20 protein-coding genes are annotated in these 19837 nt (G+C 71.0%); 17 read left to right on the top strand and 3 right to left on the bottom strand.

What is annotated here, in order from left to right:
* The first annotated feature begins 29 nt into the window (after positions 1-29).
* The 5 genes from Q5425_RS38290 to Q5425_RS38270 all read left to right on the top strand — a co-directional run bounded on the left by Q5425_RS38290 (position 30) and on the right by Q5425_RS38270 (position 5096).
* The gene (locus Q5425_RS38290) at positions 30-593 is read left to right on the top strand and encodes a TetR family transcriptional regulator (RefSeq protein ID WP_308677302.1); all 564 of its coding nucleotides are present in this window, start codon (positions 30-32) and stop codon (positions 591-593) included.
* Between the two features lie 128 nt (positions 594-721).
* Positions 722-2686: a TRAP transporter fused permease subunit gene (locus Q5425_RS38285; protein ID WP_308677301.1), complete on the top strand. Its 1965-nt coding sequence runs from the start codon at positions 722-724 to the stop codon at positions 2684-2686.
* The gene (locus tag Q5425_RS38280; protein ID WP_308677300.1) at positions 2683-3657 is read left to right on the top strand and encodes a TAXI family TRAP transporter solute-binding subunit; all 975 of its coding nucleotides are present in this window, start codon (positions 2683-2685) and stop codon (positions 3655-3657) included. Before Q5425_RS38285 ends, Q5425_RS38280 begins: the two co-directional genes overlap by 4 nt.
* Before the next feature lie 10 nt (positions 3658-3667).
* Positions 3668-4633, top strand: coding sequence for an SMI1/KNR4 family protein (locus Q5425_RS38275; protein WP_308677299.1), 966 nt, complete (start codon positions 3668-3670; stop codon positions 4631-4633).
* Positions 4634-4643: 10 nt separating this feature from the next.
* Positions 4644-5096: a GNAT family N-acetyltransferase gene (locus tag Q5425_RS38270; RefSeq protein WP_308677298.1), complete on the top strand. Its 453-nt coding sequence runs from the start codon at positions 4644-4646 to the stop codon at positions 5094-5096.
* Here Q5425_RS38270 and Q5425_RS38265 read toward each other — a convergent pair.
* A complete protein-coding gene (locus Q5425_RS38265) occupies positions 5093-5437 on the bottom strand; it encodes an oxidoreductase (RefSeq protein WP_308677297.1) in 345 nt (114 codons plus the stop codon). The two genes, Q5425_RS38270 and Q5425_RS38265, sit on opposite strands and share 4 nt — an antisense overlap.
* A gap of 182 nt (positions 5438-5619) precedes the next feature.
* Here Q5425_RS38265 and lpdA point away from each other — a divergent pair, with 182 nt between their 5' ends.
* From lpdA to lipB, 6 genes are read left to right on the top strand one after another with little or no spacing between them, the layout of a single operon-like run.
* Positions 5620-6993, top strand: a complete 1374-nt coding sequence (gene lpdA, locus Q5425_RS38260) for a dihydrolipoyl dehydrogenase (protein WP_308677296.1) — start codon at positions 5620-5622, stop codon at positions 6991-6993.
* Between the two features lie 56 nt (positions 6994-7049).
* The gene (sucB, locus tag Q5425_RS38255) at positions 7050-8828 is read left to right on the top strand and encodes a 2-oxoglutarate dehydrogenase, E2 component, dihydrolipoamide succinyltransferase (RefSeq protein WP_308677295.1); all 1779 of its coding nucleotides are present in this window, start codon (positions 7050-7052) and stop codon (positions 8826-8828) included.
* Positions 8829-8832: 4 nt separating this feature from the next.
* Positions 8833-9774: a serine hydrolase gene (locus Q5425_RS38250; protein WP_308677294.1), complete on the top strand. Its 942-nt coding sequence runs from the start codon at positions 8833-8835 to the stop codon at positions 9772-9774.
* 17 nt (positions 9775-9791) lie between these two features.
* Positions 9792-10667: a TIGR01777 family oxidoreductase gene (locus tag Q5425_RS38245; protein ID WP_308677293.1), complete on the top strand. Its 876-nt coding sequence runs from the start codon at positions 9792-9794 to the stop codon at positions 10665-10667.
* Positions 10664-11287 carry a phosphatase PAP2 family protein gene (locus tag Q5425_RS38240; RefSeq protein WP_308677292.1) on the top strand — a complete coding sequence of 208 codons (624 nt, stop codon included), beginning with the start codon at positions 10664-10666 and terminating at the stop codon, positions 11285-11287. The genes Q5425_RS38245 and Q5425_RS38240 overlap by 4 nt, the downstream gene beginning before the upstream one ends.
* Complete coding sequence (gene lipB / locus Q5425_RS38235) at positions 11284-12027, top strand: lipoyl(octanoyl) transferase LipB (RefSeq protein WP_308677291.1); 744 nt, start codon at positions 11284-11286, stop codon at positions 12025-12027. Before Q5425_RS38240 ends, lipB begins: the two co-directional genes overlap by 4 nt.
* 97 nt (positions 12028-12124) lie before the next feature.
* Here the strand turns inward: lipB and Q5425_RS38230 are convergent, their stop codons facing one another.
* Positions 12125-13060, bottom strand: coding sequence for an LLM class F420-dependent oxidoreductase (locus tag Q5425_RS38230; protein ID WP_308677289.1), 936 nt, complete (start codon positions 13058-13060; stop codon positions 12125-12127).
* Between the two features lie 5 nt (positions 13061-13065).
* Positions 13066-13677: a TetR/AcrR family transcriptional regulator gene (locus tag Q5425_RS38225; protein WP_308677288.1), complete on the bottom strand. Its 612-nt coding sequence runs from the start codon at positions 13675-13677 to the stop codon at positions 13066-13068.
* Positions 13678-13808: 131 nt separating this feature from the next.
* Here Q5425_RS38225 and Q5425_RS38220 point away from each other — a divergent pair, with 131 nt between their 5' ends.
* The 6 genes from Q5425_RS38220 to Q5425_RS38195 all read left to right on the top strand — a co-directional run bounded on the left by Q5425_RS38220 (position 13809) and on the right by Q5425_RS38195 (position 19238).
* Positions 13809-14330 carry a hypothetical protein gene (locus tag Q5425_RS38220; RefSeq protein WP_308677287.1) on the top strand — a complete coding sequence of 174 codons (522 nt, stop codon included), beginning with the start codon at positions 13809-13811 and terminating at the stop codon, positions 14328-14330.
* 18 nt (positions 14331-14348) lie between these two features.
* Complete coding sequence (locus Q5425_RS38215) at positions 14349-15296, top strand: oxidoreductase (protein WP_308677286.1); 948 nt, start codon at positions 14349-14351, stop codon at positions 15294-15296.
* A 25-nt stretch (positions 15297-15321) separates the two neighbouring features.
* Positions 15322-16323: a lipoyl synthase gene (gene lipA, locus Q5425_RS38210; protein ID WP_308677285.1), complete on the top strand. Its 1002-nt coding sequence runs from the start codon at positions 15322-15324 to the stop codon at positions 16321-16323.
* Positions 16324-16367: 44 nt separating this feature from the next.
* Positions 16368-17015 (top strand): DedA family protein, encoded by a 648-nt coding sequence (locus tag Q5425_RS38205; RefSeq protein ID WP_308677284.1) that lies wholly within the window; start codon positions 16368-16370, stop codon positions 17013-17015.
* Positions 17016-17053: 38 nt separating this feature from the next.
* A complete protein-coding gene (locus Q5425_RS38200) occupies positions 17054-17923 on the top strand; it encodes a patatin-like phospholipase family protein (RefSeq protein ID WP_308677283.1) in 870 nt (289 codons plus the stop codon).
* A gap of 103 nt (positions 17924-18026) precedes the next feature.
* Positions 18027-19238: an Ig-like domain-containing protein gene (locus Q5425_RS38195; protein ID WP_308677282.1), complete on the top strand. Its 1212-nt coding sequence runs from the start codon at positions 18027-18029 to the stop codon at positions 19236-19238.
* The last annotated feature ends 599 nt before the right edge of the window (positions 19239-19837 follow it).

Here is a 19837-nt window from a genome sequence, read left to right as displayed (position 1 = left end):
GCGTCCGGTTTGCCGGTTAGCCTGCTCCGATGAGTGCGCAGCCTGGCCGCAGACGGGACGCGGCCGCGACGCGGCAGGCGCTGCTCGACGCCGGCGCGAAGCTGTTCGCCGCGCGCGGGTTCGACCGGACGACCGTGCGGGACATCGCCGAGGAGGCCGGGGTCAACCAGTCGCTGCTCTTCCGCTACTTCGGCAGCAAGGAAGCGCTGTTCGAGGAGGTCATCGCCCGCAGCGGGCGCGAGCACCTCGAAACCCACCCGCCGGAGCTGCTGCTCAGCGCGTCGCTGCGCAGCATGCTCGCCCCCGGGGGCGACCGGAACCGGACGCTGGAGACCTACTTGCGCTCGTCGGGCAGCGGCGACGTCGGGGCCGTGCTGCGCGAGGAGATCGGCGACGAGTACGCCCGGATCCTGGCCACGCTGACCGACGCACCGGACGCCGAGCTGCGCGCCGACCTCGCGCTGGCCTGGCTGATGGGCATCGGGGTGGTCCGCGAGCTCACCGGCAAGCAGCCGATGGCCGGCGCCGACCCCGACGACATCGTCCGGCTCGTCCTCACCGCGGTCCGGACGCTGCTGGAGCGCGCCGAGTAACGGGGTCTGCCGCGGCCGGTCGTGAGTGGTAAGGCGGGTTAGAACCCGCCTTACCACTCACGACCGCTGTGGGCGGAGTGATCGAATTGCCGCTTTCGGTGTGATCCGCGACACCGTACCGTGGCCGGGTGACGACCGAGCCGGTGGAACGCGACTCCCCCGCCGAAATCGCCGCCGAGCACGACGAGGAGCGCCCGGCGCGGACCCTGTCCCGCGTTCCCGACCGCGTCGTCTACTTCGTCGCCCTCGCCGTCGCGGTCCTGGTGCTCAAGCAGGTGTTCTTCCCCTTCGCCAAGGGCAACCAGTTCTACCTCGTGCTCTTCCTCGGCGTGACGCTGCCGCTGGTCTTCCTCTGCTACCGCCCGCGGCTGCGCGGCCGTGACGACCCGGGCTGGACCGACTGGGCACTGGCGGTGGCCGCCCTCGCCGTCGGTCTCTACCCCGTGCTCGTCGGCTACGACGACTTCCTCGACCGCCAGGGCATCCTGTCGCCGCTGGACATCGTCGCGGGCGCGCTGCTGCTGCTCCTGGTCCTCGAAGCCACCCGTCGCACCACCGGGCCGGTGCTGCCGATCGTCTGCCTGCTCTTCCTGGCCTACGCCTACTACGGCGGCTTCCTCCCGCAGAACTGGGGCATCGCCCACGCCGGCCTCGACTTCAGCCAGATCGTCAACGCGCTCTTCAACGACGCCAGCGGGTTCTACGGCACCCCGCTGGACGTCGCGGCGAGCTACATCGTCCTGTTCACCCTCTACGGCGCGGTGCTCAACGCCTCCGGCGCCGGGAAGTTCTTCGTGGACATCTCCTTCGCCGCGTTCCGCCGGTCGCGGACCGCGCCGGGCCGCACCACCGTCCTGTCGGGCTTCCTGCTCGGCACGGTGTCGGGTTCGGGCACGGCCACCGCGGTCAGCCTCGGCTCGATCACCTGGCCGATCCTGCAGAAAGCCCGTTACCCGAAGGAAAACGCGGGCGGGCTGCTCGCCGCGTCCGGCATCGGGGCCATCCTCTCGCCGCCGACGCTGGGCGCCGCGGCGTTCATCATCGCCGAGTACCTGCAGACGTCGTACCTGAAGGTCCTGATCTGGGCGACCGTGCCGACGCTGCTCTACTACCTCGGCATCGTGTTCGCGATGGAGGCCGACGCCCGGCGCTTCCAGGCCGAAGCCGTCGACGTGCCGCACGAAAATCCGTGGAAGCTGTTGCTGCGCGGCGGTTACCACTTCCTGTCGCTGGCCGTCATCGTCGTGTTCCTCGCCCTGGACATCCCGCCGTTCGCCGCGGTCGTCTACGCCACCGGCGTCGCCGCGCTCTTCGCGTTGATCGCCCGGCGCCGGGATGTCAAAGGCTGGGCGAAGGACATGGTCGACGCGCTCTCGGCGGGCGTCCGGGGTGCGCTGCCGGTGATCGCGGTGTGCGCGGCGGCCGGCGTGATCACCTCGACCATCACCAAGACCGGGCTCGGCCTCGAACTCGCCGACGCGCTGGTGGAATTGGCCGGCGTGCTGACCGACAACGGCACGGTGGTCCTCATCCTGACCGTGCTGCTCTCCGCGATCGCCGTCGGCGTGCTGGGCCTGGCCGTGCCGGTCACCGCGAGCTTCATCATCGCCTGGGTGGTGATCGGCCCGGCGCTGGAGACGCTCGGGGTCGCCGACGCCGAGCGCGCGATGTTCATCTTCTACTACGCCGTGCTGTCGGAGGTCACGCCGCCGACCGCGCTCGCCGCGGTGGCTTCGGCGGCGATCACCGGCGGCTCGGTGCTCGGCACCATGTGGCAGTGCTGGAAGTACACGCTCCCGGCGTTCCTGGTGCCGATCGCCTTCGTGCTGACCGACAACGGCGCCGCGCTGCTGCTGGAGTCCGACGTTTTCACCGTGCTGTGGGTGACGGCGGTGTCCGCGCTGGCCGTCGCCGCGCTGGCGGTGGTGACCGGCGGCTGGCTCTTCGGGCCGGTCGCCACGCCGGTGCGGCTGCTGTTCGTCCCCGCCGCCCTGTGCCTGCTCTACCTGGAGCCGGTGCCGATGGCGATCGGCGCCGTGTGCGGTGCCGCCGCCTTGCTCACCCATGCCGTGATCAAGAGGAGGACAGCATGAAACGCGCAGTCGCCGCCGCCGCGGTGCTCGCCTTGGCCGTCACCGGCTGCGGCGGGAAGCAGCAGACCGACCAGGCCGCTCCCGGCGGGACGCAGTCCTGCGAAACCGCCGAAGGCCGGATCACCATCGCCACCGGCAACAGCGGCGGGGTGTACTACGTGCTGGGCGGCGGGCTCGCCCAGCTGGTCAGCAACAACACCAAGCTGCGCGCGACGGCCGCGGAAACCGGGGCTTCGGTGCAGAACATCCAGCAGCTGGTGGCCGGCAACTACGACGTCGCGTTCTCGCTGGCCGACACCGCGGCGGACGCGGTGAACGGCAAGGGGTCCTTCGCCGGGAAGCCGCAGAAGATCCAGGCCCTCTCCCGGATCTACCCCAACTCGACGCAGGTGCTCGTGCGCACGGATTCGGGGATCAACAGCGTCGCGGACATGAAGGGCAAGCGGATCTCGACGGGCTCGCCGAAGTCCGGCACCGAAGTGATCGCGAACCGCCTCCTGCAGGCGGCCGGGCTCAAGCCCGACGCCGACGTCCAGGCGCAGCGGCTGGACCTGGCCAAGACCGCGGACGGCATGAAGGCGGGCACCCTCGACGGGCTCGTCTGGTCGGGCGGGCTGCCGACCGCGCAGATCACCGACATCACCACGTCCCTGAAGGACAAGGTGAAGTTCCTCGACATCACGCCGTTGCTGCCCGCGCTGAAGCAGGTCAACCCGGTCTACGACCAGGCCGTGATCCCGAAGGCCGCCTACGGGCAGCCCGCGGACGTGCCGACGGTGGTGGTGCCCAACCTGCTGCTGGTGCGCGAAGACTTCCCGGCGGGCAACGCGTGCGCGATCACGAAGCTGATCTTCGACAAGCAGGCGGAGCTGGCGAAGGTGCACCCGGCGGCGAAGGAGATCTCGCGGCAGCTGGCGACGCAGACCGACCCGGTGCCGCTGCACCCGGGGGCCAAGCAGGCGCTCGGCTAGGGTCCACGGTGTGGACGCCGGTGACTACCTCGAGGCGGCGGTCCGCGACGTCCTGACCGCGCCCGAGCCGCGCGTCGACGACCAGGTGGGGTACGCCGCCCTGCTGCTCGCGGTCGCCGGCGCGCCCGGCGAGGCCGACCGGCTGGTCACGCACTGGCAGGCCCGCACGGACCGGCCGGTGGCCGCCCTCGCGGCCGATCCGGTGCGGGCGCGCGCGTGGGCGATGCTCTTCGAAGCCCGGGGGGCGCGGCCGGGCTGGGCCGAGGGCCTGCCGCCGCTGGACCTCGACGCCGAGGAGCGCGCGCACTCGGCTGCCCTGCGCCGTCCGGTCTCGGACCTGGAGGGTGTCCTCCCGCCGGGCCCGGTGGCGGAGGTGGTGAAGCAGGTGGCGCCGTCGCGCCCGGACCGCGTCCGCACGGCGCTGGCCGACGGTGACCTCGGCCGCTGGGCCTCGCCGGCCGGGCCGCGGCCGGACGTCGCCACGCTCGCGGCGACCCGCGCGCTGGCCCCGGCGCTGGTGGCGGGTGCGGACCCGCTCGGCCTGCACGACTGGGCGCCGGCGTGCGCGGGCGCGCTGATCGCGGCGCTGCACGAGCGGTACCCGCCGGAGCTGGGCACCTGGCCCGAGCTGATCGCGGAGATCCTGCGCCTGCGCGGCGGCTCGGCGGCCCCGCCCCCGGCGTCGGAGGCGGCGATCCGTTCGGCGGAGCTGCGGCTGGGCGTCTCGCTGCCTCCCGATCACCGCGAGTTCCTGCGCACCTGCGACGGCCTGCCCGCGGACGTGGTGTTCCCGCGCCTGCTCGGTACGGCGGACCTGCGTGCCGAGGACGGCGTCGTGGTCCTGTCGGAGCCGCCGGTGCTGCTGCTTTCGGCCGGGCACGTGGTCGAGGTCGACCCGGTCCTGGGCACGACGGTCCACCGGTCCTTCCGGGCGGCGCTGGGCCGGCACGCCACGTTGCTCGCCCAATCCGGCTAGCTTGGACCCGGTGACCACCCTCACCGCGGAGAAGATCACCCCCGGGAACGTCGCCGCGGCATGCCAGCTGGCCGTCGAACCCCATCAGAAGGCCTTCGTCGCGCCTGTCGCCGTCTCGCTCGCCGAGGCGTACACGCAGCCGGAGATCGCCTGGCCACGCCTGATCCTCGCCGACGGCGAACCCGCCGCGTTCGTGATGGGCGGCTTCAACCCGGCCGCCGAGTTCGACTTCTTCCGCTGCGGGATCTGGCGGCTCAACGTCGGCGCGGGCGTCCAGGGCCGCGGTTACGGCCGGTTCGCCGTCGAAACGGTCCTGGAAGAGGCCCGGCGACGCGGTCACAAGGCCGCGACGGTGCTGTGGATCCCGGCCGAGGGCGGTCCGGAGGAGTTCTACCTCAAGCTGGGCTTCCGTCCCACCGGGCAGACCCACCACGGCGAGATCGTCGGCCGGATCGAGCTTTAGACCTGCCCGCGCTTCTTCCGCTCGGTGTACTCGCGCATCCGCTTCGGGTAACCGACGCGGGCGACCTCGTAGACGGGGATCGACCGGCGGTGGCCGAACTGCTGGGCGGCTTCCAGGCTGCCGATGCGCCGCCGGGTCCATTCGCCGTCGTGGGCGATCAACACCACAGTGGTCTCCGTGACGTTGGTCTTCGGCTCCACGAAGGCCTCCACACCCCGCCGGGTGGCCGCCCACTCCTCGAGGTGGCGGGTGTCCTCTGAGCTGGCTTTCCGCAGCGTGCCGGCCCGTTGACCACCCTTGGCCCGCCTGCGCAGCGAGTCGAAGAGACCCACCTCGACCACCCTCCCTCACGAGACTTCCGCCACTCATTATCCCGGACTCCGCGTGTGGTCGGCGTCGCACACCCGGCTAGCTCGCAGCCCCGTCCGGCGTAGTGACAAGATGGCGGGTGTCGCGCGCGCGGTTATACCGGCCACGGGCGGCACCAGAGCACCACCCCACTGCTTGCCGAGGAGTTAATGAAGTGACCGACACCTCCGCCGACCTCGTGATCCTGGGAGGCGGATCGGGCGGCTACGCCGCGGCGTTCCGCGCGGCCGAGCTGGGCCTTTCCGTCACGTTGATCGAGAAGGACAAGCTGGGCGGGACGTGCCTCCACCGGGGCTGCATCCCGACCAAGGCCCTGCTGCACGCCGCCGAGGTCGCCGACGAGACCCGTGAAGCCGAGGCGGTCGGCGTCAAGGCCGTCTTCGAGGGCATCGACATCGCCGGGGTCAACAAGTACAAGGACGGGATCGTCGCCCGTCTGTACAAGGGCCTGCAGGGCCTGGCCAAGGCGCACAAGGTGAACCTCGTCGAGGGCAGCGGCACGTTCGTCGGCGGCACGACCGTCGAGGTGGACGGCACCCGCTACACCGGCAAGAACGTCATCCTCGCCACCGGCTCCTACTCGCGCACGCTGCCCGGCCTGGAGCTCGGCGGCCGCATCATCGCCAGCGAGCAGGCCCTGTCCCTCGACTACGTCCCCAAGAAGGTCGTGGTCCTCGGCGGCGGCGTCATCGGCGTCGAGTTCGCCAGTGTCTGGGCCTCCTTCGGCGTCGACGTCACCATCGTCGAGGCCCTGCCGCGGCTGGTCCCGAACGAGGACGAGTTCGCGTCCAAGCAGCTCGAGCGCGCTTTCCGCCGCCGCAAGATCGCCTTCAAGACCGGCGTGAAGTTCACCGGCGCGAAGCAGGACGACAACGGCGTGAGCGTTTCGCTGGAGTCCGGCGAGACCATCGAGGCCGACCTGCTGCTGGTCGCCGTCGGCCGCGGGCCGAACTCGGCCGGCCACGGCTACGAGGAGGCCGGCGTCAAGATCGAGCGCGGCTTCGTCATCACCGACGAGCGGCTGCGCACGAACCTGCCGAACGTCTACGCCGTCGGCGACATCGTCCCCGGCCTGCAGCTCGCGCACCGCGGCTTCCAGCAGGGCATCTTCGTCGCCGAGGAGATCGCCGGGCAGAACCCGCGCGTGATCGACGAGAGCGGCATCCCGCGGGTCACCTACTCGCACCCGGAGGTCGCGTCGGTCGGGCTGACCGAGTCGCAGGCCAAGGACAAGTACGGCTCGGACGTCACGACGTTCACCTACGACCTCGGCGGCAACGGCAAGAGCCAGATCCTCAAGACCTCCGGCGGGGTCAAGCTGGTCAAGGCCCCGGACGGCCCGGTCGTGGGCGTCCACATGGTCGGCGACCGCGTCGGCGAGCTGATCGGCGAAGCGCAGCTGATCTACAGCTGGGAGGCTTTCCCCGAAGACGTCGCGCCGCTCATCCACGCGCACCCCACCCAGACCGAGGCCCTCGGTGAAGCGTTCCTCGCCCTCGCGGGGAAGCCGCTGCACGTGCACAGCTGACGTCCCACCAGCAGAACCCAGACCCACGCGAAACTTGGAAGAGGAGTCAGCGAACGATGGCCTACTCCGTCACACTGCCGGAGCTCGGGGAGAGCGTCACCGAAGGCACCGTCACCCGGTGGCTTAAGCAGGAGGGCGACACCGTCGAGGTCGACGAGCCGTTGCTCGAGATCTCGACCGACAAGGTCGACACCGAGGTGCCCTCCCCGGTGGCGGGCACGGTCGTGAAGATCAGCGCCCAGGAGGACGAGACCGTCGAGGTCGGCGGCGAGCTCGCCGTGATCGACGACGGCACCGGCGGCGTGCCGGAGTCCTCCGGTTCCTCCGCCCCGGCGCAGGAAGAGCCCGCCGCCTCCGAGCCCGAGCCGGAGTCCGAGCCGCAGGCCCAGGACAGCGCGCCGAGCAAGCCGGACACCGCGCCGGCCGCGGGCGGCGAAGGCACCGAGGTGAAGCTGCCCGAGCTGGGCGAAAGCGTCACCGAGGGCACCGTCACGCGCTGGCTGAAGGCGGTCGGCGACTCGGTCGAGGTCGACGAGCCGCTGCTCGAGATCTCCACCGACAAGGTCGACACCGAGGTGCCGTCGCCGGTGGCCGGCACGGTGCTGGAGATCCGCGCGGGCGAGGACGAGACCGTCGAGGTCGGCGGCGTCCTGGCCGTGATCGGTGACGCGAACGCGGCGCCGAAGGCCGAGTCCAAGCCGGAACCCAAGCCCGAGCCGAAGCCGGAACCCAAGCCGGAGCCGAAGCCCGAGCCGGTTCAGGAGTCGAAGCCCGAGCCCAAGCCGGAACCGAAGCCCGAGCCGCAGGCCGCCCCCGCGGCGAAGGCGGCCGAGGCGGCCCCGGCCGCCTCGGCGAAGGACAGCTCGGCGGACGGCCCGTACGTCACGCCGCTGGTCCGCAAGCTCGCGTCCGAGCACGGCATCGACCTCGCGTCGCTGACCGGCAGCGGCGTCGGCGGCCGGATCCGGAAGCAGGACGTCCTGGCCGCGGCCGAGGAGAAGCAGAAGGCCGCCGCCGCACCGGCTCCGGCCGCTGCCGCCGCTCCGGCCGCCGCTGCCCCGTCGGCGCCCGCCGCGCGTCCCGCGGCCGCGGTGTCGCCGGAGCTCGCGGCGCTGCGCGGCACCGTGCAGAAGGCCAGCCGGATCCGCCAGATCACGGCCACCAAGACCCGCGAGTCGCTGCAGATCGCCGCGCAGCTCACGCAGGTCCAGGAGGTCGACGTCACCAAGATCGCCAAGCTGCGGCAGCGGGCGAAGGCGGCCTTCAAGGAGCGCGAGGGCGTCAACCTGACGTTCCTGCCGTTCTTCGCGAAGGCCACGGTCGAGGCGCTCAAGCAGCACCCGAACGTCAACGCGTCCTACAACGAGGACACGAAGGAGATCACCTACCACGGCGCCGTGCACCTGGGCATCGCGGTGGACACCGAGCGCGGCCTGCTCTCGGTCGTGATCCACGACGCGGGCGAGCTGAGCCTGGCCGGTCTCGCGCACCGGATCGCCGACCTGGCGGGCCGCGCGCGGTCGGGCCAGATCAAGCCGGACGAGCTGTCGGGCGGCACGTTCTCGATCACGAACATCGGCAGCGTCGGCGCGCTGTTCGACACGCCGATCATCGTGCAGCCGCAGTCGGGCATCCTCGGCACGGGCGCGGTCGTCAAGCGCCCGGTCGTGATCGCGGACGCCGACGGCAACGACACGATCGCCGTCCGGTCGATGGCGTACCTGCCGCTGACCTACGACCACCGCCTGGTGGACGGGGCCGACGCGGGCCGCTTCCTGACGACGATCAAGCAGCGCCTGGAAGAGGGCAACTTCGAGAGCGAACTCGGCCTCTGACCGCATGACCGCGAAGGGCTCCGCACCAGCCGGTGGGGAGCCCTTCGCGGCGTTCGGGGCCTGGCTCGCCGGCCACCGCGGCGATGTTTCGGTGGTCGCCGGGGACGGCGCCGGGCTCCGCCTGAGCCACCTCCCGGACGTGCCGCGCGTCCTGGCCTCGACGATCAAGGTCGTCCCGCTGCTCGCCTACACGACCGCGGTGGCCGGCGGGCTCGACCCGGACCAGCCGGTCCGGGTCGGCGACTGGGACGCGTTCCACCCCTTCGACGGCGACGGCCCGCTCGGCGCCGGTGCGCACCACCGGGCCCTGACCTCCCTGGGCATCGCCTGCGACGAGTACGGCGTCGCCCGCGACCCGGAGCGGCTCGTCCCGCTCGACGCGATCGCCACGGCGATGATCTCCCTGAGCGACAACGCCGCCCCCGACTACCTCCGGGCCCGGCTCGGCGACGAGGCGCTGCGGGCGGCGGCGGCGGACGGCGGCTGGCCGGACGCGGACCTCCGCTGGTTCTGCGGCGAAACCCTCCGCTCGTTCTTCCCCGGCCACCCGGACCTGACCGCGCGCTTCACCGCCGATCCGGAGTTCCGGCGGGAAGTCCTCGACCGCGTCCGCGGCGAGCCGATCTCCGCCGAAGCGGAGTGGGCGTGGACGCAGGGGACCGCCCGGGGTACCGCCGCGGAACTGTTCGCCTTCCACCGCCACCTCGCCACGGCGGACTCCCCCGCCGCCGCGCTCGCGCGCCGCAAGCTCGGCGGCGACACGCTGTACAAGGGCGGGAGCCTGCCCCGCACCCGCGGCTTCGGCCTGTCCACCGGCGGCGGCACCGTCGCGGTGCTGTTCACCGGCACGGACTTCCCCGAGGTGCCGCTCCCCGCGCTGGGCCTGGCGATCCTGTCCCACCTCGACGCTTTCGCGCGGGACCTGGGCGTGCGGACGCACCCCTGATGGGCCACGATCGAACCATGCGAGTACTGATCGCCGGAGCGAGCGGCTTGATCGGGTCGGCGCTGGGCGACCGCCTGCGGCGCGAGGGCCACGAGGTCCGCCGTCTGGTGCGGCGTGAAGCGCGCGAAGGCGGCGAATTCCGCTGGGACCCCCCGTCGGGCACCATCGCGAGCGGCGCCTTCGAGGGTGTGGACGCCGTCGTGAACCTGGGCGGGCAGCGGCTGTTCCCCGGCCGGTGGAGCGCGATGCGCAAGCAGCAGCTCACCGACAGCCGGGTCGAGCCGACCGAGGTGCTCGCCGAAGCCGTCGCCGAACACGGCGTCGGGGTGCTCGTCAACGCCTCCGCCGTCGGGTACTACGGCCACCCGCACGAGTCCACTGTGGACGAGACGGCGCCGCGCGGCGCGGGTTTCCTCGCCGAGCTCTGCGAAGCCTGGGAAGCCGCCACAGCGGGTGCCGGGGACGCGCGGGTCGTCAAGATCCGGACCGGGCTGGTGCTGTCGGCGAAGGGCGGGTTGTACGGCACGCTGCGCCCCCTCTTCGCCCTGGGCCTGGGCGGGCGGCTCGGCGACGGCCGCCAGTACATGCCGTGGATCGCGCTGGAGGACGAAGTCGGCGCGATCGTCCACGTCCTGACGCACGACGAGGTGTCCGGGCCGGTGAACCTGACCGGCCCGGCCCCGGTGACCAACGCCGAGTTCACCCGCGCCGTCGGCCGCGTGCTGCACCGGCCCGCGCCGTGGTGGGTGCCGGGGATCGCGCTCAAGGCCGTGCTCGGCCAGGCCGGTGAGGAGATGGCGCTGTTCGGGCAGCGGGCCGTCCCGGCCGTGCTGGAACGGTCCGGGTACGAGTTCCGGCACCGGACCCTGGACAGCGCGCTCGCCGCGGCATGACAGTCCAGCTCAAGCGCTGGCTCGTTGTCGGTTTTGCGCTGACGGCGGCGTTCGTGGCGCTCGGGCTCGGCGTCGCCCGGCACCCGCTGACCCTCGACGCCCAGGTGGCGAACGCCCTCCACGGCGTCTACACGCAGCCGCTCGGGCGGGTGGCGGAGATCGGCAGCGACATTCTCGGCCCGGTGCTGCCGTTCGTGCTCGGCATGGCGCTGCTCGCGCTGGCGCTGCGGCACCGGCAGCACGCGGGGCTGTGCGTGCGGCTCGCCGTCGTGCTGGTGCTGTGCCGGCTGACCAGCCTGACGGCCAAGCCGGTCTTCCTGCGGGAACGCCCGCGCGACTACCCGGACCTGAGTTATCCGAGCGGGCACGTGGTGTCGGTGGCGAGCACCGGCTTCGTCCTGGTGCTGCTGTGCGCGTGGCTGTGGCCGCGGCTGGTGCGGCGCGTTGCGGTGGCCGTCGCGGCCGCGGTGGTGCTGTCGGCGGCCTGCCGCGTCGTGCTCGGCGTGCACTGGGTCACCGACACGATCGGCGCAGTGCTGGCGGTGACCGGTGTCGGGCTGCTCTCGGCGTGCGCCTTGCGGCTGCTTCCCCCGGGTGACGGGCGTAGCCTCGACGGGTGAGTTCTTCCCGCACTTCCTGCCGCGCCAGCACCGAGCCCGTCGACGTCCGCGAACTGGGCACGATCGACTACACCGAAGCCTGGGAGCTCCAGCGCGGCTTTTTGACGGCCCGCGCGGACGGCACGGCGCCGGACACGATGCTCCTGCTGCAGCACCCGTCGGTGTACACGGCGGGCAAGCGCACCGAGCCGGCCGACCGCCCCACGGACGGCACCCCGGTGATCGACGTCGACCGCGGCGGCAAGATCACCTGGCACGGCCCGGGCCAGCTGGTGGGCTACCCGATCGTGCAGCTCGGCGACCCGATCGACGTCGTCCACTACGTGCGGCGCCTGGAGGAGGCCCTGATCCACGTGTGCGACCGGCTGGGCGTGACCAGCGGCCGCGTGGAAGGCCGCAGCGGCGTGTGGATCCCGGCCGACGACCGCGGGATCGAGCGCAAGATCGCGGCGATCGGCATCCGCGTCCAGCGAGGCGTGACGATGCACGGCTTCGAGCTGAACTGCAACGCCGACCTGGCGGCCTTCGACACGATCGTCCCGTGCGGCATCCGCGACGCGGGCGTGACGTCGCTGTCGTACGAGCTCCAGCGGGACGTGACGGTGGAAGCGGTGCTGCCCCTGGCCCGCGACGCGGTGCTCGCGGCGTTGGAGGGCGAGCTGCCGGTGAGCGAGGACCGCTGGCTGCCGCGCCCGGAGGCCCCGAAGGCCCCCGGCGTCACATTCGCCCTGCAGAACTGAAGACCGTGAAGGCCACCTGTGGACAGCAGGTGGCCTTCACGGTCTCGACGCCCCGGAACTGTCGGACCGTTCCGCTAGCGTGGAAAACGGGGGCTGCTCAGTCCAGCTGCGGGGCAACCTCGGCGGCGATCAGCTCGATCTGGTCCAGGTCCGAAAGGTCGAGCAGCTGCAGGTAGACCCGGGTGATCCCGGTCTTCTCCCGCCACTGCCCGATCCGGTCGACGACCTCGGCGGGCGTGCCGGCCAGGCCGTTGGCCCGCAGCTCGCCGACGTCCCGCCCGATCACCCCGGCCCGCCGTGCGACCTCTTCCTCGGACCGGCCCACGCCGATGACCAGGGCCACCGAGCGCAGGATCTCCTTCGGGTCGCGGCCGATCTCCGCCGCCGCCGCGTCGACGCGGGCGAACTGCGCCGCCGCCGTTTCGGCGTCCACGAACGGGAGGTTGAACTCGTCGGCGAAGCGCGCGGCCAGTGCCGGGGTGCGCTTCTTGCCCCCGCCGCCGATGATCACCGGCGGTGCCGGGGACTGCGCCGGTTTGGGCAGGCCCGGCGAATCCTTGAGCGTGTAGTACCGGCCGTCGAACGAGTACGTCGAGCCCACCGGCGTCTTCCACAGCCCGGTGATGATCTCGAGCTGCTCGGCGTAGCGGTCGAAACGCTCCTTCAGCGGCGGCAGCGTCAGGCCGTACGCTTCGTGCTCGGCGTCGTACCAGCCGGAACCCAGGCCGAATTCGACGCGGCCCCCCGACATGTGGTCGACCTGCGCCACGGAGATGGCCAGCGGCCCGGGGTGCCGGAACGTCGCCGCCGTGACGAGCGTGCCGAGCCGGATGCGGCTGGTCTCCCTGGCCAGGCCGGCGAGGGTGATCCACGCGTCGGTCGGGCCGGGCAGGCCGTCGGCCGAGCCCATCCTCAGGTAGTGGTCGCTGCGGAAGAAGGCGTCGTAGCCGGCGGCTTCGGTCGCCTTGGCCACGCGCAGCAGGTCGTCGTAGCTGGCCCCCTGCTGGGGCTCGGTGAAGATCCTCAAGTCCACAAAAGTCAGCCTATAGAGACGTCGGGCTCCGTGCGCCTCAGCCGTACCAGCATGCGGACGATGACGTCCTCGATCTCGGCGCCGACCTTCTTCGGATCAGCCGAACCGGCGATCTCGGTCGCCGCGCTCGACAGGGCGCCGAACAGCAGCCGCGCGGTGACGTCGACCGGCACCGGCTCCACCTCGCCCGCGTCGATCAGCGACTGCAGGCCCGAGCGGACCAGCCCGAAGCTGCACCGCTCCTCGGCTTCGCGCCAGCGTTCCCAGCCCATCACGACCGGCGCCTCGTGGATGGCGATCCGCTGGTAGGCGGGGTCGAGGCAGCTGCGGATGAACGCGTTGAGCCCGCCGAGCGCCCGTTCCCACGGCGACCCTTCGCCGTTGACGATCTTGTCCAGCCGGTCGTAGACGAAACTCTCGACCTGCTCGAACGCGGCTTCGAACAGGGCCTGCTTACCGCTGAAGTGGTGGTACAGCGCGCCCTTGGTCACCCGGGCGCGTTTGGCGATCTCGTCGAGCGAGGTCCCCGCGTAACCGCGTTTGGTGAACAGTTCGACCGCGCTGTCGACCAGCGCGGACCGCGTCGACTCGGAGTAGTCGAGTCGTCTGGACCTCATTGTCGCCACCTTCACAACTTTACGCCCGGAACCGCTCTCCATACTCATGGTATGTTCGGCGCGTCAGGTCCGTACCGGGAGTATGCCGCAGACCCGCGGTATGACCCGGGCCACGGAAGGGGAGCCACACGATGAGCTGGACCGACTTCTACCGGCGTCAGGAAATCCTCGAAGCGGCCGTCCGCCTGGCCGCCCGGAACCCGGGCGAGCCGCTGCCGCTCGAAGAGGTACCCGGTGCCGAAGAGCACTTCGGCACCGAAGAAAACATCCTCACCGCTCTGCAGTACCAGTGGACGCGGACGCTGAGCGGCCGCCTGCGCGCCGAGGTCATCGACCCGGACGACGCCGACGGCCTCGGCGACCACGTCGACGCCGTCACCCGCGCGTGGCGCGCCGCCGTCGACGAGCACGCCGGCCTGCGCGCGGTCCTCGACGGCGCCTACGACCGCCACGCGTCCCTGCGCCGGATGCACGAAGGCGAACTGCGGATGCTCGCCGTCACGGCCGGGCTGGCCGACCCGCGCGAACCGGCCGAGGAGATCGTCAAGGTGGGCCACGCGCTCGAGGCGCTGCTGCGCGCGAACCGCCAGGAATCCGTTCGCCGCCGTCCGGTGATGGGACACTTGAGGCGTCTGCTCGCGCCTAGTGCGTAACAAGAGTTAAGTAAGCGCATGACGCGTTGGAGCGAAGCCGACATCGCCGACCAAAGCGGCCGGACCGTCCTCGTCACGGGGGCGAACTCCGGTCTGGGGCTGCGCACCGCCGAGGTGCTCGCGGGCAAGGGGGCCCGCGTGCTGATCGCCTGCCGCTCCGCCGAACGCGGCGCGAAGGCACTGGACCAGGTCCGCGCGGCGGCCGCGGGCGCCGAACCCGAGCTCGTCCCACTGGACCTGAGCGAGCTCGCCTCGGTGCGCGCGGCCGCCGTCGCGGTGCGGGAACGCACCGGCGACGCGCTGGACGTGCTGGTCAACAACGCCGGCGTGATGGCGACCGCCCGCGGCCGCACGGCCGACGGGTTCGAGCTCCAGTTCGGCACCAACCACCTCGGGCACGCGGCGCTGACCTGGCTGCTGCTGCCCGCCCTGCGCGGTGGACACCACGCCAGGGTCGTCGTGCTGTCGAGCATCGCCGCCACCGGCGCCCGGATCGACCTCGAAGACCCCAACGGCGAGCACCGCCGCTACAACCCGGCGACGGCCTACGGGCAGTCGAAGCTCGCCAACCAGGTGTTCGCCCTGGAACTCGACCGGCGGCTGCGCGCGGCCGGCGACGACGTCCTCAGCGTCGCCGCCCACCCCGGCTACACCGCGACCGGCCTGGGCAGCGGAATGGCGCGGTCGTACACCAACCCCGTCGTCCGCTCGGTCATCGCCGGCGGTCACCGGATCGGCGAGATCCTGTTCGCGCAGAACGTCCGCCAGGGCGCCCTGCCGCAGCTGTACGCGGCGACGGCGGACGGCGTCGCGGGCGGCGACTACATCGCCCCCGGCAGCCTCGGCGGGCTGCGCGGCCACCCGGTCAAGGCCCGGCCCCTGCCCGCCGCGCGCAGCGAGTCGCTGGGCGCCGCGTTGTGGGACGTCACGGCGAAGCTGACCGGCGTCACCCCCGATCCCGCGTAGCCCGGACGGGCGTACGGTTGAAGCCGTGAGTGCTGCACCTGAAGGCCGGAAGCTGCTGCGTCTCGAGGTTCGCAACAGTGAGACGCCGATCGAGAAGAAGCCGTCGTGGATCAAGACGCGGGTGCGGATGGGGCCGGAGTTCACCGAGCTCAAGGGTCTTGTGCGCCGCGAAGGTCTCCACACGGTCTGCGAAGAAGCTGGTTGTCCCAACATCTACGAATGCTGGGAAGACCGGGAGGCCACGTTCCTTATTGGTGGGGATCAGTGCACCCGCCGTTGTGACTTCTGTCAGATCGATACGGGCAAGCCTGCGGCTTTGGACACTTCGGAGCCGCGGAAGGTTGCCGAGTCGGTGCAGGCGATGGGGTTGCGGTACTCGACGGTCACCGGCGTGGCCCGGGATGACCTTCCTGACGGTGGTGCGTGGCTTTACGCGGAGACTGTGCGTCAGATCCATGACTTGAACCCGGGTACGGGTGTGGAGTTGTTGATTCCGGATTTCAATGCGGATCCGGCGCAGTTGGCGGAGGTTTTTGGGTCGCGGCCGGAGGTGTTGGCGCACAACGTGGAGACGGTGCCGCGGATTTTCAAGCGGATTCGTCCGGGGTTCCGGTATGCGCGGTCGTTGGAGGTGATCACGGCGGCGCGTGAGGCCGGGTTGGTGACGAAGTCGAATCTGATTCTGGGGATGGGTGAGACGCCGGATGAGGTGGGGCCGGCGATGCAGGACTTGGTCGATGCGGGGTGTGAGATTTTGACGATCACGCAGTATCTGCGGCCGTCGGCGCGGCATCACCCGGTGGATCGTTGGGTGAAGCCGGAGGAGTTCGTGGAGCACTCGAAGGCTGCCGAGGCGATGGGTTTCGCGGGGGTCATGGCCGGGCCGCTGGTGCGCTCGTCCTACCGCGCCGGACGCCTCTACGCCCAGACCAAGGCCCACCGCGGCGAGGTCCTGCCGGAAAACCTGCAGCACCTGGCGACCGAAGGACCCGCAGCTCAGGAAGCCGCGTCGCTCCTGGCGCGGTGACCCACGTCACCCCACCATCCTTAAAGGATCGGTAAAGTGGCGGCATGGCCCTGGTTTCGGACCTCCTCAGCTGGTTGCAAGGACTCCCGGAACCGGGGCTCGTCGCCGCGACCGGCGGCCTGGTGTTCGCCGAGTGCACGATCGGGCTGGGGTTCCTGGCCCCCGGCGAATCCGGCCTGCTCGTCGCCGCGACGACGGCGAACACCGCGCCGCGGTTCCTGGTCCTGTGGCTGGTCGTCACCCTCTGCGCGACGGCGGGCGACGCCCTCGGCTACGGCATCGGCCGCCGCTTCGGGCCGCGGCTGCGCGAGACGAAGCTGATCCGCAAGTACGGCCTGGAAGGCTGGGACAAGGCCACCGCGGTCCTCGAACGCCGGGGCGCCTGGGCGGTGTTCTTCGCCCGGTTCCTGCCGGTGATCCGGACGCTGACCCCGGCGGCGGCCGGGACGTCCGGGCTGGCGTTCCGCAAGTTCCTGCCGGCCGCCGCGGCGGGCGCGTTCTGCTGGTCGCTGGTCCACATCAGCATCGGCGCGGCGCTGGGCGAGGCCGCCAAGCGCATCGAAGGCGCCCTGAACACCGGCGGCCTGATCGTGGTCGGCGTGCTCGCCGCGGCGGCGGTGTTCTTCCTGCTGCGGCTCAAGAAGCGCAAGGTCCTCGCGGAGCCGGAGCGCGAGCCCGAACACGTGCCCTGACCGCCCGCTCTACCTGCGGCTTTACTACATTCGGCGGTATGAGTCTCGCGGATCTCCCCCGCCCGGTCGGCTTTGTGCTCGGCGGTGGCGGCAGCCTCGGCGCAATGCAGGTGGGCATGCTGCGCGCCCTGACCGAAGCCGGGCTCACACCGGACCTCGTGACGGGCACGTCGGTCGGTTCGCTCAACGCGGCCGTCCTGGCCCGGTCCGGCGGCGACGCGCTCGCCCGGCTGCACGGCATCTGGGCCCGCATGACGCGCGACGAGGCGTTTCCCGGCGGCGTGCTGAGCCGCGTGCGGATGCTGACGCAGAGCAAGACGCACCTCTTCCCCAACAGCGGCCTGACGGCGATCATCGCCGACCACCTCGGCGCCGAAACCTGTTTCGAGGACCTGGCGCTGCCGCTCGGCGTCGTCACGACCCAGGTCGAGACGGCCGAGCCGCTGCTGATCCGCTCCGGGCGGCTGCTCGAGCCCCTCCTGGCGAGCTGCGCGATCCCCGGCATCTTCCCGCCGGTCGAGCACGACGGGCACCTGCTGTACGACGGCGGGCTCGTCGCGAACGTGCCGATGCGGCAGGCGCTCGCCATGGGCGCGAAGTCCCTGGTGGTGCTCGACTGCGCGTTCCCCGGGAAGCTGCCGGGCGCGCCGCGGACGTTCGCCGAGGTGATGATGTTCACCGCGATGATCAGCATGCGGAACCAGGCCGTGCTGGAGGCGCCGCTGGCCGCCGCGCAGGTGCCGGTGCTGTACCTGCCGGGGCCCGCGCCGGTGCGGGTGAACCCGCTCGATTTCGGGCACACGGAAGCACTGGCGGAAGAGGCGTACACGGCGGCACGCGAGTACCTCGGCGCGCTTTCGGTGCGCGGACCGGGTCTTTACGGCGCACCGGGACTCGTCATCACGTGATCCACGTCACGCCGATGCACCGATCCGCCGGCAAGAACGTCATCGCTATCGCGTAGTTTTGATGACGAATGCCCGCCGATCCCAATTCCCAAAAAGAGACAATATGCTCCCCAAGAAGATTTTACTTTCGGTGGCCGGAATCCTCGCCGGAGCACTGCTGCTTTCCGCCTGCTCGTCCGGTGACGACGGCGGTTCGCCCGCCGGTGGGGCACTGGCGTCGGGGTCCGCTTCGGCGTCCGACACACCGGTCGCGGTGACGTTCGAACCCGCGGGCGGCGCGGCGGTGAACCCGGCGACGCCGATCGTCGTCAAGGCGGCCAACGGGAAGCTCCTCGACGTCACGGTGACCAACGCGGCCAAGGGGAAGCCGGTCGCCGGCAAGCTGGCGGCCGACGGGTCGAGCTGGACGTCCAGCGAGCCCCTCGGCTACGGCGCGACGTACAAGATCGTCGCGCACGCCCAGGGCGCCAACGGGAAGCCGGTCGAGCAGGACAACCAGATCACGACGCTGTCGCCGAAGAAGCAGGCGAACGCGAACCTGATCCCGGCCCCGTCCGCGGTGGCGAGCACGGGGGTGGGCGTCGGCCAGCCGATCGTGTTCAGCTTCGGCAAGATCGCCGTCAAGAACAAGGCGGCGGTCGAGAAGGCCCTGACGGTGGAGTCGACCCCGCAGCAGGAGGGCGGCTGGTACTGGATCGACGACTCGAACGTCCACTACCGCCCGAAGGAGTACTGGAAGGCCGGCACGACGCTGAAGGTGACGGCGAAGATCTACGGCGTCGACTTCGGCGGCGGGGTGTTCGGCGCGGAGGACCGCACGGAGACGTACAAGGTGCACGATTCCTGGATCGCGAAGGCGGACGGGACCACCGAGCAGATGCAGATCTTCCACAACGGCGCGATGGTCAAGTCGATGCCGATTTCGATGGGCAAGGACGCCACGCCGACCCACCTGGGCGCGCACGTCATTTCGGACAAACAGGCGAATTACACGATGGATTCGTGCACGTACGGCGTCTGCCCGCCGGACCCGAAGGCGTACCGCTCGAACGAGAAGTGGTCGGAGCGCATTTCCAACGACGGCGAGTTCGTCCACGAGAACCCGAACAGCGTCGGCCAGCAGGGCAGTTCGAACGTGTCCCACGGGTGCATCAACCTGAACGACGCGAACGCCCAGTGGTTCTTCCAGAACATGGGCCTGGGCGACGTCGTAGAGGTCACCAACTCAGGGGGCCCGCAGCTCCCGGTCTGGGACCTCTACGGCGACTGGTCCAAGTCCTGGCCCGACTGGCAAGCCGGCTCCGCCCTCAAGTAACCCTCCCCCATCACGCGCTCACACCTGTCCGCCACCTCACCACCCGCTTCACCTCACCACCCGAAGACGGGGGTCAGGAGCTCCGCTCCTGACCCCCGTCTTCGTCCCCACCAACCCTCCAGACACGCACCCAAACCCCCTGGGCACCCAACTCGACCCCTCCAGGTCCACGTGATGCCCCGCCAATCACGCAAGATGCCTCCCCAATCACGAGTGATGCCTCCCCAGTCACGCGAGTTCCGCCTCCAATCACGCGAGTTCCGTCTTCAGTCACGTGAGATACGGGTCTGATCACGCGAGTTCCGCCGGCGATCCCGCTGACGGTGTGTGCCGGAGGGCATCACGTGTGATTGGCGGGGCTTCTCGCGTGATCCGGGAGGCATCTCGCGTGATCAGAGCCGGAAGTCGCGTGACTGGAGCCGGGACTGGCGTGATTGGGGACGGAACTCGCGTGGCGGGTTTTGGGTATGCGAAAGGCCCCGGGAGAACCTGGGGGTTCTCGACCGGGGCCTTTCGTTTGGTTAAGTTCGGCGGTGTCCTACTCTCCCACAACCCTTCGGTTGCAGTACCATCGGCGCTGTCAGGCTTAGCTTCCGGGT

Origin of the sequence: Amycolatopsis sp. A133, from assembly GCF_031082405.1 — a bacterium.
Classification (GTDB): Bacteria; Actinomycetota; Actinomycetes; order Mycobacteriales; family Pseudonocardiaceae; genus Amycolatopsis.
This window is presented reverse-complemented; position numbering and strand designations above follow the sequence as displayed.